The organism is Pseudomonas sp. 5P_5.1_Bac1, assembly GCF_025466015.1.
In the GTDB taxonomy this organism is placed as follows: domain Bacteria; phylum Pseudomonadota; class Gammaproteobacteria; order Pseudomonadales; family Pseudomonadaceae; genus Aquipseudomonas.
This window is the reverse complement of sequence record NZ_JANLNX010000011.1, coordinates 14,242-28,447: the sequence shown is the minus strand read 5'-3', so window position 1 is coordinate 28,447 and position 14,206 is coordinate 14,242. Positions and strand designations below refer to the sequence as shown.

The 14,206-nt window shown below is 60.9% G+C and carries 12 protein-coding genes; 7 read left to right on the top strand and 5 right to left on the bottom strand.

What is annotated here, in order from left to right; translation table 11 throughout:
• Positions 1-31: 31 nt before the first annotated feature.
• Complete coding sequence (locus NTD82_RS02085; protein WP_095157284.1) at positions 32-2,257, bottom strand: NADP-dependent isocitrate dehydrogenase; 2,226 nt, start codon at positions 2,255-2,257, stop codon at positions 32-34.
• A 418-nt stretch (positions 2,258-2,675) separates the two neighbouring features.
• Here NTD82_RS02085 and icd point away from each other — a divergent pair, with 418 nt between their 5' ends.
• Positions 2,676-3,932, top strand: a complete 1,257-nt coding sequence (icd, locus tag NTD82_RS02080) for an NADP-dependent isocitrate dehydrogenase (RefSeq protein WP_095157286.1) — start codon at positions 2,676-2,678, stop codon at positions 3,930-3,932.
• A 66-nt stretch (positions 3,933-3,998) separates the two neighbouring features.
• Here icd and cspD read toward each other — a convergent pair whose 3' ends face one another.
• The gene (cspD, locus tag NTD82_RS02075) at positions 3,999-4,250 is read right to left on the bottom strand and encodes a cold shock domain-containing protein CspD (RefSeq protein ID WP_095157288.1); all 252 of its coding nucleotides are present in this window, start codon (positions 4,248-4,250) and stop codon (positions 3,999-4,001) included.
• 229 nt (positions 4,251-4,479) lie between these two features.
• Between cspD and clpS the strand changes: the two genes are divergently transcribed.
• Together clpS and clpA are read left to right on the top strand one after the other, a co-directional pair.
• Complete coding sequence (gene clpS / locus NTD82_RS02070; protein WP_045188377.1) at positions 4,480-4,842, top strand: ATP-dependent Clp protease adapter ClpS; 363 nt, start codon at positions 4,480-4,482, stop codon at positions 4,840-4,842.
• A gap of 30 nt (positions 4,843-4,872) precedes the next feature.
• Positions 4,873-7,143 (top strand): ATP-dependent Clp protease ATP-binding subunit ClpA, encoded by a 2,271-nt coding sequence (gene clpA / locus NTD82_RS02065; protein WP_095157290.1) that lies wholly within the window; start codon positions 4,873-4,875, stop codon positions 7,141-7,143.
• A gap of 96 nt (positions 7,144-7,239) precedes the next feature.
• On the opposite strand, the gene infA is transcribed toward clpA, so the two are convergent.
• The 3 genes from infA to aat all read right to left on the bottom strand — a co-directional run bounded on the left by infA (position 7,240) and on the right by aat (position 9,019).
• A complete protein-coding gene (gene infA / locus NTD82_RS02060; RefSeq protein ID WP_002553999.1) occupies positions 7,240-7,458 on the bottom strand; it encodes a translation initiation factor IF-1 in 219 nt (72 codons plus the stop codon).
• A 102-nt stretch (positions 7,459-7,560) separates the two neighbouring features.
• Positions 7,561-8,268, bottom strand: a complete 708-nt coding sequence (locus tag NTD82_RS02055; RefSeq protein WP_110972431.1) for an arginyltransferase — start codon at positions 8,266-8,268, stop codon at positions 7,561-7,563.
• A 55-nt stretch (positions 8,269-8,323) separates the two neighbouring features.
• Positions 8,324-9,019: a leucyl/phenylalanyl-tRNA--protein transferase gene (gene aat, locus NTD82_RS02050; protein ID WP_262127595.1), complete on the bottom strand. Its 696-nt coding sequence runs from the start codon at positions 9,017-9,019 to the stop codon at positions 8,324-8,326.
• Between the two features lie 377 nt (positions 9,020-9,396).
• Here aat and ftsK point away from each other — a divergent pair, with 377 nt between their 5' ends.
• From ftsK to crcB, 4 genes are all read left to right on the top strand, one after another.
• A complete protein-coding gene (gene ftsK / locus NTD82_RS02045) occupies positions 9,397-11,802 on the top strand; it encodes a DNA translocase FtsK (RefSeq protein WP_175649583.1) in 2,406 nt (801 codons plus the stop codon).
• A gap of 63 nt (positions 11,803-11,865) precedes the next feature.
• A complete protein-coding gene (gene lolA / locus NTD82_RS02040) occupies positions 11,866-12,489 on the top strand; it encodes an outer membrane lipoprotein chaperone LolA (protein WP_262127594.1) in 624 nt (207 codons plus the stop codon).
• A gap of 18 nt (positions 12,490-12,507) precedes the next feature.
• Positions 12,508-13,833: a replication-associated recombination protein A gene (locus NTD82_RS02035; RefSeq protein ID WP_095157300.1), complete on the top strand. Its 1,326-nt coding sequence runs from the start codon at positions 12,508-12,510 to the stop codon at positions 13,831-13,833.
• Positions 13,830-14,204, top strand: a complete 375-nt coding sequence (gene crcB, locus NTD82_RS02030) for a fluoride efflux transporter CrcB (RefSeq protein ID WP_095157302.1) — start codon at positions 13,830-13,832, stop codon at positions 14,202-14,204. Before NTD82_RS02035 ends, crcB begins: the two co-directional genes overlap by 4 nt.
• Positions 14,205-14,206 lie beyond the last annotated feature (2 nt).

The following is a 14,206-nucleotide window of genomic DNA, read 5'->3' as shown; positions in this document are numbered from 1 at the left end:
CCGGGGCTTCCGATGTTACGTCAAGCGAACCTTAGAGTGCGGCAATCGCGCTGTTCAGGGTCTGGCTTGGGCGCATCACCTTGCTGGTCAGCTCGGCGTCGGGGAAGTAGTAGCCACCGATTTCGACGGGCTTGCCTTGAACGGCGTTGAGCTCGGCGACGATGGTCGCTTCGTTCTCAGCCAGGGCTTTGGCCAGCGGGGCGAAGCGTGCCTGCAGTGCGGCATCTTCAGTCTGTGCAGCCAGTGCCTGGGCCCAGTACAGGGTCAGGTAGAAGTGGCTGCCGCGGTTGTCGATGCTGCCGACCTTGCGCGCAGGGGACTTGTTGCTGTCCAGGAACTGGCCGGTGGCCTGGTCCAGGGTGGCAGCCAGTACCTTGGCTTTCGGGTTGGCGTAGGTGTTGCCCAGGTGTTCCAGGGAAGCAGCCAGTGCCAGGAATTCGCCCAGCGAGTCCCAGCGCAGGAAGTTCTCTTCGACCAGTTGCTGTACGTGTTTCGGAGCCGAACCACCGGCGCCGGTTTCGAACAGGCCGCCGTTGTTCATCAGCGGAACGATCGACAGCATCTTGGCGCTGGTGCCCAGTTCCATGATCGGGAACAGGTCGGTCAGGTAGTCGCGCAGCACGTTACCGGTCACCGAGATGGTGTCCTGGCCGGCGCGGATACGCTGCAGCGAAACCTTCATTGCCTCGACCGGCGACAGGACACGGATGTCCAGGCCAGCGGTGTCGTGGTCTTTCAGGTACTTCTGGACTTTCTCGATCAGCACGCCGTCGTGGGCGCGTTGCGGGTCGAGCCAGAACAGCGCCGGGGTGTTGCTGGCGCGAGCGCGGTTGACGGCGAGCTTGACCCAATCCTGGATCGGCGCGTCCTTGGTCTGGCACATGCGGAAGATGTCGCCGGCTTCGACGTCCTGTTGCAGCAGCAGGTTACCCTGGCCGTCCAGTACGCGGATGACGCCATCGGCCTTGGCCTGGAAGGTCTTGTCGTGAGAACCGTACTCTTCGGCTTTCTGCGCCATCAGGCCGACGTTCGGTACGCTGCCCATGGTGGTCGGGTCGAAGGCGCCGTGTTTCTTGCAGTCTTCGATCACGGCCTGGTAGATGGTCGCGTAGCAGCGGTCAGGAATGACAGCCTTGGTGTCTTGCAGCTGGCCTTCGGTGTTCCACATCTTGCCCGAGTCACGGATCATCGCCGGCATCGAGGCGTCGACGATAACGTCGCTCGGCACGTGCAGGTTGGTGATGCCCTTGTCGGAGTTGACCATGGCCAGCGCAGGGCGGATGGCATAGACAGCCTGGATGTCGGCTTCGATCTGCGCCTGCTGCTCGGCTGGCAGGTTCTTGATGCGGGCGTACAGGTCGCCGATGCCGTTGTTCAGGTTGAAACCGATCTGCTCAAGGATGGCGGCGTTCTTGTTCAGCGCGTCCGCGTAGTACTCGGCAACGATCTGGCCGAACATGATTGGGTCGGAGACTTTCATCATGGTGGCTTTCAGGTGAACCGACAGCAGCACGCCCTGAGCCTTGGCGTCTTCGATTTCAGCGGCGATGAAGGCGCGCAGGGCCTTGGTGCTCAGTACGGCGCAATCGATGATTTCGCCGGCCTTGACCGAGGTTTTTTCTTTCAGGACGGTGGTGGAACCGTCTTTGCTCAGCAATTCGATACGCAGGCTGTCATCGGCTTCGATGAGGGCGGCTTTTTCGCTGCCGTAGAAGTCGCCGTTGCTCATGTGAGCGACATGGGACTTCGAGTCAGCGGCCCAGGCACCCATCTTGTGCGGGTGTTTGCGGGCGTAGTTCTTGACCGACAGTGGTGCGCGGCGGTCAGAGTTGCCCTCGCGCAGAACCGGGTTCACGGCGCTGCCCTTGATGCGGTCGTAGCGTGCCTTGGCTTCTTTCTCAGCGTCGTTGGCCGGTGCTTCCGGGTAGTCCGGAATGTTGAAGCCCTTGGCTTGCAGCTCCTTGATCGCGGCCTTCAGTTGTGGAACCGAGGCGCTGATGTTCGGCAGCTTGATGATGTTGGCTTCCGGGGTCGTCGCCAGTTGTCCCAGTTCCGCCAGATGGTCGGCCACTTGCTTTTCGGCGCCGAGTTGTTCTGGGAAGGCGGAGAGGAGGCGGGCAGCGAGAGAGATGTCCCGGGTTTCTACTGCGATGTCGGCAGTAGCGGTGAAGGCTTCGACGATGGGGAGCAGCGAGTAGGTGGCGAGTGCCGGGGCTTCGTCGGTGAAGGTGTAGATGATCTTGGATCGGGTGGACATATTCGGGTTAACTCTCTGTTTTGCTGAGCGTGCTCGGGATCTCGGTAGGGCGCGCAGGGTAAGCGCTTCGCTCAGACACATCCATGAGCGGAAAGTCGAGGATCCAGGGCTGTGATGGTGGATTGCATCAGTCGAGTGTCAAACGGCTGAACCGCGGTAACAGCTCAGTCTTGTCGGGGCAGCGGGACCTGTAGCGGACATCTCGCCCCCAAGTGACCCTTGAGTCACCGGCGCAGTATACCAATTCCTTGGTCCTAATCATCAAGACGAAGATGTCGGATGACCATTTATAGACGAAAGATGTAGAGCTTTTTTCGGCTTTGTGACGGTTTTGTGGGCAAGGTTTCCGTTCGCCGTCAACTGGGTTAGGCTCTGGGGATTGCATGAAGACTACAAACCAAAAAAAGCGGAGTGCAGCATGGGATACCAGAAAATCGAGGTTCCGGCAGTCGGCGACAAAATCACCGTCAACGCAGACCATTCTCTCAATGTTCCAGACAATCCGATCATCCCGTTCATTGAAGGCGACGGTATCGGGGTAGACGTTTCCCCGGTCATGATCAAGGTGGTCGACGCTGCGGTCGAGAAGGCTTACGGCGGCAAGCGCAAGATTTCCTGGATGGAAGTCTACGCCGGCGAAAAGGCCACCCAGGTCTATGACCAGGACACCTGGCTGCCCCAGGAAACCCTCGACGCGGTGAAGGATTACGTGGTTTCCATCAAGGGCCCGCTGACCACGCCGGTCGGTGGCGGCATCCGCTCGCTGAACGTAGCGCTGCGCCAGCAACTTGACCTGTATGTCTGTCTGCGTCCTGTCGTCTGGTTCGACGGTGTCCCGAGCCCTGTGAAGAAGCCGGGCGACGTCGACATGGTGATCTTCCGCGAGAACTCTGAAGATATCTACGCCGGTATCGAATGGAAAGCCGGTTCGCCTGAGGCCAACAAGGTCATCAAATTCCTCAAGGAAGAAATGGGTGTCACCAAGATCCGTTTCGACCAGGATTGCGGCATCGGCATCAAGCCGGTCTCCAAGGAAGGCACCCAGCGCCTGGTGCGCAAAGCCCTGCAATACGTCGTGGACAACGACCGCAAGTCGCTGACCATCGTCCATAAAGGCAACATCATGAAGTTCACCGAAGGTGCCTTCAAGGATTGGGGCTACGAGGTGGCGAAGAACGAATTCGGCGCCGAGCTGCTCGATGGCGGCCCGTGGATGAAGTTCAAGAACCCGAACACCGGCCGTGAAGTGATCGTCAAGGACGCCATTGCCGACGCCATGCTGCAGCAGATCCTGCTGCGTCCGGCCGAGTACGACGTGATCGCGACCCTCAACCTCAACGGTGACTACCTGTCCGACGCCCTGGCGGCCGAGGTGGGTGGTATCGGCATTGCGCCGGGTGCCAACCTGTCCGATACCGTGGCGATGTTCGAAGCCACCCACGGCACCGCGCCGAAATACGCGGGCAAGGACCAGGTGAACCCGGGTTCGGTGATCCTCTCCGCTGAAATGATGCTGCGCCACCTCGGCTGGACCGAAGCGGCCGACCTGATCATCAAGGGCACCAACGGCGCCATCCGGGCCAAGACGGTGACTTATGACTTCGAACGTCTGATGGAAGGCGCGACTCTGGTTTCGTCGTCGGGCTTCGGTGAAGCGCTGATCAAGCACATGTAAGCGGCATGAAAAACCGGCCAGCCCCGTATGACGAGGTTGGCCGGTTTTTTTTCGCCGCGTTGAAGGTCAGGCGTCGGCGGTGATCGGGTTTGTGGTCTTGACCTCTGTCGTGCTGGTGCTGTCACCGATGTTCACGGCATGAAGTCCTTTGGGGCCCTGGATGATGTCGAAAGTCACGGCTTGTCCGGCTTTCAGTGTTTTATAACCGTCCATCTTGATTGCCGAATAGTGAGCGAACAGATCCTCGGTCTTGCCTTCTTCATTGATGAAGCCATAGCCCTTGGCATTGTTGAACCACTTGACTTTACCGCTTGCCATCCTCATATCCCTCTGCAAAGGACTCCATCACTGGAGTATCATCCACTCCATCCGCATATAACCTGCGAAAATTCTGGTTGACTGCGCGGACCTTTATTGACCACGGTGGGTTCTTATTGGTTGTAACACCGTTTTGCTGATAGTCAAGGTCAGGCGACGGCCGTTGCCTGGCGTCGGTTCAAGCGGTCAACCCTCAACCCTAACCTGTCGAAATGATGAAATTCTTTCCATGCATGCACATAGCCAGATTCGACTAACATTCAATCAGGATCGCCCGCAATCGCATGAGGACGATGGTGCTGGCCTGGCCGTACAGGAAGCCAAGCCGGCGCTGCAGGCGCCACCGATGTACAAGGTGGTTTTGTTCAACGATGACTACACGCCGATGGATTTCGTCGTCGAAGTGCTCGAGGTGTTTTTTAACCTGAACCGCGAGCTGGCGACCAAGGTCATGCTGGCCGTCCACACCGAGGGACGGGCAGTGTGCGGATTGTTTACCCGTGACATCGCCGAGACCAAGGCCATGCAGGTCAACCAATACGCAAGGGAAAGCCAGCATCCGCTACTCTGTGAAATCGAGAAGGACGGTTAATCGCCGACCACTTGGGTATGAGGTGAAGCTATGTTAAACCGCGAGCTCGAAGTCACCCTCAATCTGGCCTTCAAGGAGGCCCGTTCCAAGCGTCATGAGTTCATGACGGTTGAACACCTTCTGCTGGCATTGCTGGATAACGAGGCCGCCGCGACTGTTTTGCGCGCGTGCGGTGCGAATCTCGACAAACTCAAACACGATCTGCAGGAGTTCATCGACTCCACCACGCCACTGATCCCCGTCCATGACGAGGACCGTGAAACCCAGCCAACCCTGGGCTTCCAGCGTGTGCTGCAGCGTGCCGTCTTCCATGTACAGAGCTCGGGCAAGCGTGAAGTGACCGGCGCCAACGTACTGGTGGCCATTTTCAGTGAGCAGGAAAGCCAGGCGGTATTCCTTCTCAAGCAACAAAGCGTGGCTCGCATCGATGTAGTCAACTACATCGCGCACGGCATTTCCAAAGTGCCCGGCCACGGCGAACACCCCGAAGGCGAGCAGGAAATGCAGGACGAAGACGGCGGCGAAACCTCGTCGTCGAGTAATCCCCTGGATGCCTACGCCAGCAACCTCAACGAACTCGCTCGTCAGGGCCGTATCGATCCGCTGGTCGGGCGTGAGAGCGAAGTCGAGCGCGTGGCACAGATTCTCGCGCGTCGGCGCAAGAACAACCCGCTGCTGGTGGGTGAGGCCGGTGTCGGCAAGACGGCGATCGCCGAAGGCCTGGCCAAGCGCATCGTCGACGGCCAGGTGCCTGATCTGCTGTCCCAGAGCGTGGTCTATTCGCTAGACCTCGGCGCTTTGCTGGCCGGCACCAAGTACCGCGGCGACTTCGAGAAGCGCTTCAAGGCGCTCCTGGGTGAACTGCGCAAACGTCCGCAGGCAATTTTGTTCATCGATGAAATCCACACCATCATCGGTGCCGGCGCGGCATCCGGCGGTGTCATGGATGCCTCCAACCTGCTCAAGCCGCTGTTGTCCTCTGGCGACATCCGCTGCATCGGTTCCACGACCTTCCAGGAGTTCCGTGGCATCTTCGAGAAGGACCGTGCCTTGGCGCGGCGCTTCCAGAAGGTCGATGTCAGCGAGCCGTCGGTCGAAGACACCGTGGGCATCCTGCGCGGGCTGAAGGGGCGTTTCGAGTCCCACCACAGCATCGAGTACAGCGACGAGGCCCTGCGTGCAGCGGCCGAGTTGGCAGCGCGCTACATCAATGACCGGCACATGCCGGACAAAGCCATTGATGTGATCGACGAGGCGGGTGCCTATCAGCGCCTGCAACCGGTCGAGGCGCGGGTCAAGCGCATCGAGGTGCAGCAGGTCGAAGACATCGTGGCGAAGATCGCCCGTATTCCGCCGAAGCATGTCAGCAGCTCCGACAAGGAACTGCTGCGCAACCTGGAGCGCGACCTGAAACTGACCGTGTTCGGTCAGGATGCGGCGATCGATTCGCTGGCCACTGCTATCAAGCTCTCTCGTGCGGGTCTGAAAGCGCCTGACAAGCCTGTCGGTTCCTTCCTGTTCTCCGGTCCGACCGGGGTGGGCAAGACCGAGGTGGCACGGCAACTGGCCAAGGCGCTGGGTGTCGAGCTGGTTCGCTTCGACATGTCGGAGTACATGGAACGGCATACCGTGTCGCGCCTGATCGGTGCGCCTCCGGGCTATGTCGGCTTCGACCAGGGTGGTCTGCTGACCGAAGCCATCACCAAGCAGCCGCATTGCGTGCTGTTGCTCGACGAGATCGAAAAGGCGCATCCGGAAGTCTTCAACCTGCTGCTGCAGGTCATGGACCACGGCACCTTGACGGACAACAACGGGCGCAAGGCGGACTTCCGCAACGTGATCGTCATCATGACCACCAACGCCGGCGCCGAAACTGCGGCGCGTGCTTCCATCGGTTTCACGCATCAGGACCACTCGTCCGATGCGATGGAAGTGATCAAGAAGAGCTTCACGCCGGAGTTCCGCAACCGTCTGGACACCATCATCCAGTTTGGTCGCCTGACTCACGAGACGATCAAGAGCGTGGTGGACAAGTTCCTCACCGAGCTGCAGGCGCAACTGGAGGACAAGCGTGTCCTGCTGGAAGTGTCCGATGCAGCACGCAACTGGCTGGCGGTTGGCGGCTACGATGCGCAGATGGGGGCTCGTCCAATGGCGCGGCTTATCCAGGACAAGATCAAGCGGCCACTGGCCGAGGAAATCCTGTTCGGGGAACTGGCCGACCATGGCGGTGTGGTGCACATCGACATCCGCGACGGCGAACTGGTCTTCGATTTCGAGACCACGGCCGAAATGGCCTGATGGCTTGCTCGCGGGGGTTCGCCCCCGCAGCAGGTTCACTGTTTTGTTCGACACGAAAAAAAGCCCGGCGATTGCCGGGCTTTTTTCGTATCGACTTTAGCGGGCGCGGTAGGTGATGCGGCCTTTGCTGAGGTCGTAAGGCGTCAGCTCGACGCGGACCTTGTCACCAGTAAGGATACGAATGTAGTTCTTGCGCATCTTTCCGGAGATGTGCGCGGTTACGACGTGCCCGTTTTCCAACTCCACGCGGAACATGGTGTTGGGCAGGGTGTCGACGACAGTGCCTTCCATTTCGAAGCTGTCTTCTTTCGACATGCAGTAAAGCCCTCGGTGTTCAGTTATGGCCCGGCACAGAAGTACCCAGCTACAAAAAGTGGCGTGCATTGTGCCCGAAAAATGGAGGTCAAGCCAAGGTTTTCAGTTCAGGGTGACCCAGCGCTGGTTGATCAGCAGTTCAATAGGGCGGTATTGGGTCTTGTAGTTCATTTTTTTGCAGTTCTTGATCCAGTAGCCAAGGTAAACGGCATCGAGACCAAGGCGCAGGGTTTCGCCGATCTGCCACAGGATGGCATAACGGCCGAGGCTGCGGCGTTCTTCTGTAGGTTCGTAGAAGGTGTAGACCGCCGAAAGTCCGTTGGGCAGCAGGTCGGTCACCGCGATAGCGACCAGTTTGCCGTCCAGGCGGAACTCGTAGAAACGGGAGAATGGCAGGTCCCGGACCAGAAAGGTCGAGAACTGGTCGCGACTGGGAGGGTACATGTCACCGTCAGCATGGCGCTGCTCGATGTAGCGTCGGTAGAGGTCGAAGTACTCTTCGTTGAACGAAGGGCGGGCGGGGCTCACCACCAGGTCGGCGTTGCGCTTGATGATGCGTTTCTGCTGGCGATTGGGGGTAAAGCGCGCAGCCGGGATGCGTGCCGGTACGCAGGCATTGCAATTCTGGCAATGGGGCCGGTACAGGTGGTCGCCGCTGCGGCGAAAGCCCATTTCCGACAGGTCCGCGTAGACGTTGGCGTCCATCGGCTGGCTCGGATCGAGAAACAGCGTGGTGGCTTGCTCGTCAGGCAGGTAGCTGCAGGCATGGGGTTGAGTGGCATAGAACTTCAACCGCGCCAACTCAGTCATGATCAACCCCTCGGCAGGTGTTTTTTCTAAGTGTAAGCCAGCTCTGAAAACTCGCCTAGCAAACGGCTCGCTGGCAGATCCAGGTGGCGCGATTGGGCTGGTCCAGGTACTGGCGCAGATAATCGGCGAAGGTCGCACGGGCGATGGCGCGTGCGCCAAGGCTGTGCAGGTGCTCGGTCGGCATCTGGCAGTCGATGAGGACGAACCCCGCCTCACGCAGGTGTTCGACCAATGTCACGAAACCGACCTTGGACGCGTTGTCGGCCCGGCTGAACATGGATTCGCCAAAAAACAGCCGGCCCATCGCCAGGCCATAGAGCCCGCCCACCAGTTCGCTGTCCTGGCGCACCTCCACGGAGTGCGCGAGGCCCTGGCGATGCAGCTCGACATAAGCCGCCTGCATGTTGTCGGTGATCCAGGTGCCGTCGGCGTAGCTGCGCGGCGCGGCGCAGGCCTGGATTACTGCGCTGAAGTCCTGATCGAAACTGACCTCATAGCGCGCCTGGCGCATGAACTTGCGCAGCGAGCGGGACACGTGCAACTCGTCGGGAAACAGCACGGTGCGAGGGTCCGGCGACCACCAGAGGATCGGCTGGCCATCCTGATACCAGGGAAAGCAGCCGTGGCGATAGGCTTGCACCAGGCGTTCGGGGTGCAGGTCGCCGCCGGCGGCGAGCAGGCCGTTGGGTTCCCGCAGGGCTTTTTCCAGAGGAGGGAAGTCCAGGGTGTTGCGGTTGAGCCAGGTCAGCATCGTTATTCGGTCACGCCGCCGAGGGAAGGGGAGGGCGCCCAGCATGACCCGAAAAAGCCCCGCGGGACAAGCCTGCCGGCGCCTTCTCGAACAAGCACGGTAGAGGCTTTTGCCCTGTGCAACTGATGGCGAATTGCTTCTTGCGCAACTTAACCAGGGGGCAGTTGTCCCAACTACGCAAAAACCCCGCATAAGCCTTTGTCACAAAAGAAAATGCGTGCTCAAATTGTTGCATGGGAAATTGACCCGCCTGACTGTTCGATCCGCCGAGCCGCGATAGCGATAGGTCGGCAGTAATGTTAAAAGTAGTGATTTGTTGACCGCGCCCGTTGGTCAATCACGGTTGGACGCGCAAAAAGCGCAGGAATAGACCAGTTTTGAAGAAACCCACAGCAACACCCAATCCCGAGCCGCTCTGGCGCCAGCAGTTGCATTACAGGCTCAAGGAAGGTGCCCTGATTGCCATGGGCGCCTTGTGCCTTTACCTGTGGATGGCTTTGCTGACCTACGACCAGGCCGACCCGGGCTTCAGCCATACCAGCAACGTCGATCAGGTGCAGAACGCCGCTGGCCGTGCAGGCGCCTTCTTTGCCGACGTCCTGTTCATGGTGCTGGGTTATTTCGCCTACATCTTCCCGCTGCTGCTGGCGATCAAGACCTGGCAGATCTTCCGCGAGCGCCACCAGCCCTGGCAGTGGAGCGGCTGGCTGTTCTCCTGGCGGCTGATCGGCCTGGTGTTCCTGGTGCTGTCCGGCGCCGCGCTGGCGCACATTCATTTCCATTCCGCACCCAGCCTGCCGGCCTCGGCGGGCGGTGCGCTGGGCGAAAGCCTCGGTGACTTGGCCAAGAACGCGCTGAACGTGCAGGGCAGCACCCTGATGTTCATCGCCTTGTTCCTGTTCGGCCTGACGGTGTTCACCGACCTGTCGTGGTTCAAGGTGATGGACATCACCGGCAAGATCACCCTCGACCTCTTCGAACTTATCCAGGGCGCCGCCAATCGCTGGTGGACCGCCCGCAACGAACGCAAGCAACTGGTTGCGCAACTGCGCGAGGTCGACGAGCAGGTCCATGACGTGGTTGCCCCCACCGTCCCCGATCGCCGCGAGCAGGTAAAAGCCCGCGAACGCATCATTGAGCGCGATCAGGCCCTTACCAAACATGTGGCCGAGCGCGAGCAGAAAGCCCCGCCAATCATCATGCCGGCCGCAGCTCCGGCGCCGGAACCGAGCAAGCGCGTGCAGAAAGAGAAGCAGGCGCCGCTGTTCGTCGACAGCGCCGTGGAAGGTACGCTGCCGCCGATCTCCATTCTCGATCCCGCCGAGAAGAAGCAGGTCAACCGCTCGCCCGAATCCCTGGCGGCCGTCGGTCATCTGCTGGAAATCAAGCTGAAGGAATTCGGTGTGGAAGTCTCGGTGGACTCGATTCATCCGGGGCCGGTGATCACCCGTTACGAAATCCAGCCGGCGGCCGGGGTCAAGGTCAGCCGTATCGCTAACCTCGCCAAGGACCTTGCGCGCTCGCTGGCGGTAACCAGTGTGCGGGTGGTCGAGGTGATTCCCGGCAAGACCACCGTCGGTATCGAAATCCCCAACGAAGACCGGCAGATCGTGCGCTTCTCCGAAGTGCTGTCGTCGCCGCAGTACGACGAGGCCAAGTCGCCGGTCACCATGGCCCTGGGGCACGACATCGGCGGCAAGCCGGTGATCACTGACCTGGCGAAGATGCCGCACCTGCTGGTAGCCGGTACCACCGGTTCCGGTAAGTCGGTCGGTGTGAACGCGATGATCCTGTCGATCTTGTTCAAGTCGGGCCCGGAAGACGCCAAGCTGATCATGATCGACCCGAAGATGCTCGAACTGTCGATCTACGAAGGCATTCCGCACCTGCTGTGCCCGGTGGTCACCGACATGAAGGACGCCGCCAACGCCCTGCGCTGGAGCGTTGCCGAGATGGAACGGCGCTACAAGCTGATGGCGGCCATGGGCGTGCGTAACCTCGCGGGCTTCAACCGCAAGGTGAAGGACGCCGAGGAAGCCGGCGAGCCGATCTACGACCCGATGTTCCGCCGCGAGAGCATGGACGACGTGCCGCCGCTGCTGAAGACGCTGCCAACCATCGTGGTGGTGGTGGACGAGTTCGCCGACATGATGATGATCGTCGGCAAGAAGGTCGAAGAGCTGATCGCCCGGATCGCTCAGAAGGCGCGTGCTGCTGGTATCCACCTGATTCTCGCGACCCAGCGGCCGTCGGTGGACGTCATCACCGGTCTGATCAAGGCCAACATCCCGACCCGCATGGCGTTCCAGGTCTCCAGCAAGATCGACTCGCGGACCATCATCGACCAGGGGGGCGCCGAGCAACTGCTCGGTCACGGTGACATGCTCTACATGCCGCCGGGCACCAGCCTGCCGATTCGCGTGCACGGCGCCTTCGTCTCCGACGACGAGGTGCATCGCGTGGTTGAAGCCTGGAAACTGCGTGGCGCGCCGGACTACAACGAAGACATTCTCAGCGGCGTCGAAGAGGCCGGCAGCGGCTTCGATGGCGGCGGCGGTGGCGATGGCGGCGACGACGCCGAGACCGATGCGCTCTACGACGAAGCCGTGCAGTTCGTTCTGGAGAGCCGCCGCGCGTCGATTTCCGCAGTACAGCGCAAGCTGAAGATCGGCTACAACCGCGCCGCGCGGATGATCGAGGCGATGGAAATGGCCGGTGTGGTCACCGCCATGAACACCAACGGCTCACGTGAAGTCCTCGCACCGGGACCTTCGCGGGACTGATACCCCATTCAGCCGGCGGGCAGCGATGCCCGCCGGTTCATTCATTCTGCAACGAGGATTGCCATGCGCCTGATTCGCATGATGTTGATTTCCGCTTTGAGCCTGTCCAGCGTTTCGGCCTTTGCCGCCGAGGCGGATGTGGCTCGCCTGAGCCAGTTGTTGAACAACTCGAAGACCATCGAAGCTCGTTTCTCCCAGCTGACCCTCGATGCCGGCGGCACCCAGTTGCAGGAAACCGCCGGGCAGATGGTGGTCCAGCGTCCGGGCCTGTTCTACTGGCACACCGACGCGCCGCAGGAGCAGGTGGTGGTGTCCGATGGCAAGAACGTTACCCTGTGGGACCCGGACCTGGAGCAGGCCACCGTCAAGAAACTGGACGAGCGCCTGACCCAGACCCCGGCCCTGTTGCTTTCCGGTGATATTTCCAAGATCAGCCAGAGCTTCGATATCACCTCGAAGGAGCAGGGCGAGGTCATGGATTTCACCCTCAAGCCGAAAACCAAGGACAGCCTGTTCGATTCCCTGCGCCTGTCCTTCCGTCGCGGCCTGGTGAATGACATGCAACTGGTCGACACCACCGGCTCGCGCACCAATATCCTGTTCAACGGCGTCAAGGCCAACGAGCCGGTACCGGCCAGCAAGTTCAAGTTCGACATCCCCGCTGGCGCGGATGTGATCAAAGAGTAAGAGGTCGTACAGCCGTCCATGGACCTGTTTCGCAGTGAACCGGTATCCCAGCCCTTGGCCGCGCGCATGCGCGCGCTCAATCTGGATGAATACGTCGGTCAGCAGCACCTGCTGGCGCGCGGCAAGCCGCTGCGCGAGGCACTGGAGCAGGGCGCGCTGCATTCGATGATTTTCTGGGGCCCGCCCGGCGTCGGCAAGACGACCCTGGCGCGGTTGCTGGCGCAGTTCTGCGATGCGCATTTCGAAACGGTGTCGGCGGTCCTCGCCGGGGTCAAGGAAATCCGCCATGCGGTGGAAATCGCCAAGCAGCAGGCGGCCCAGTACGGGCGACGGACCATCCTCTTCGTCGATGAAGTGCACCGTTTCAACAAGTCCCAGCAGGATGCGTTCCTGCCCTATGTCGAAGATGGCACGCTGATTTTCATCGGTGCGACCACCGAAAACCCCTCTTTCGAGCTGAACAACGCGCTGCTGTCGCGGGCACGGGTGTATGTGCTCAAAAGCCTCGATGAAGAAGCCCTGCGTCGTCTGGCGCAGCGTGCGTTGACCGAGGAGCGCGGACTGGGCAAGCGCAACCTGAGCCTCGGCGATGAGGCGTTCAAGATGCTGCTTGCCGCCGCCGATGGTGATGGCCGGCGCCTGCTCAACTTCCTCGAAAACGCCTCGGACCTGGCCGAAGACGGCGGCGAGATCGGCGTCGATCTGCTGCAAAGCCTGCTGGGTGACAGCCGTCGGCGTTTCGACAAGGGCGGCGAAGCGTTCTACGACCAGATCTCGGCCTTGCACAAATCCATCCGCGGCTCCAACCCGGATGCGGCGTTGTACTGGTTTGCGCGGATGCTCGACGGCGGCTGCGACCCGCTGTACCTGGCCCGGCGCGTGGTGCGCATGGCCAGCGAAGACATCGGCAACGCCGACCCGCGAGCCCTGAGCCTGTGCCTGTCGGCCTGGGACGTGCAAGAGCGGCTCGGCAGCCCGGAAGGCGAGCTGGCGGTGGCCCAGGCCATCACCTACCTCGCCTGCGCGCCGAAGAGCAACGCCGTGTACATGGGCTTCAAGACCGCGCTGCGCGAAGCCGCCGAGCACGGTTCGCTGGAAGTGCCGCTGCATTTGCGCAATGCCCCGACCAAGCTGATGAAACAACTGGGCTACGGCGAGGAGTACCGCTACGCCCATGACGAGCCGGACGCTTATGCCGCAGGCGAAGACTATTTCCCCGACGAACTCGAGCCGCGCCAGTATTACCAGCCGGTGCCGCGGGGCCTGGAACTGAAGATCGGCGAGAAGCTCAAGCACCTGGCCGAGCTTGACCGGACCAGTCCCCGGCAGCGGAGAAAACCGTGATTGCACTCGTTGCCGCCGTCAGCGCCGGGGGGATTGCCGGTACACTGCTGCGTTTTGCCGCTGCCAACTGGGTCAACGCCCACTGGCCTCGCCACTTTTATCTCGGTACGCTGGCGGTCAATCTGATCGGCTGTCTGCTGATCGGCCTGCTCTACGGGCTTTTTCTGCACCGCCCGTTCGTGCCGGTCGAGCTGCGTGCCGGCCTGATCGTCGGGTTCCTCGGCGGCCTGACCACGTTTTCATCTTTTTCACTGGATACCGTGCGCCTGCTCGAAAGCGGGCAGGCGCCGTTGGCCTTCGGCTATGCCGCGGCCAGCGTGCTGGGCGGCCTGCTCGCGACTTGGGCCGGCCTGGCATTGACCCGAATCTGAAC

Excerpts from the sequence above, each read along its gene's own strand:
- NTD82_RS02085 (WP_095157284.1), bottom strand. The coding sequence starts at position 2,257 with ATGTCCACCCGATCCAAGATCATCTACACCTTCACCGACGAAGCCCCG.
- icd (WP_095157286.1), top strand. The coding sequence starts at position 2,676 with ATGGGATACCAGAAAATCGAGGTTCCGGCAGTCGGCGACAAAATCACC.
- cspD (WP_095157288.1), bottom strand. The coding sequence starts at position 4,250 with ATGGCAAGCGGTAAAGTCAAGTGGTTCAACAATGCCAAGGGCTATGGC.
- clpS (WP_045188377.1), top strand. The coding sequence starts at position 4,480 with ATGCATGCACATAGCCAGATTCGACTAACATTCAATCAGGATCGCCCG.
- clpA (WP_095157290.1), top strand. The coding sequence starts at position 4,873 with ATGTTAAACCGCGAGCTCGAAGTCACCCTCAATCTGGCCTTCAAGGAG.
- infA (WP_002553999.1), bottom strand. The coding sequence starts at position 7,458 with ATGTCGAAAGAAGACAGCTTCGAAATGGAAGGCACTGTCGTCGACACC.
- NTD82_RS02055 (WP_110972431.1), bottom strand. The coding sequence starts at position 8,268 with ATGACTGAGTTGGCGCGGTTGAAGTTCTATGCCACTCAACCCCATGCC.
- aat (WP_262127595.1), bottom strand. The coding sequence starts at position 9,019 with ATGCTGACCTGGCTCAACCGCAACACCCTGGACTTCCCTCCTCTGGAA.
- lolA (WP_262127594.1), top strand. The coding sequence starts at position 11,866 with ATGCGCCTGATTCGCATGATGTTGATTTCCGCTTTGAGCCTGTCCAGC.
- NTD82_RS02035 (WP_095157300.1), top strand. The coding sequence starts at position 12,508 with ATGGACCTGTTTCGCAGTGAACCGGTATCCCAGCCCTTGGCCGCGCGC.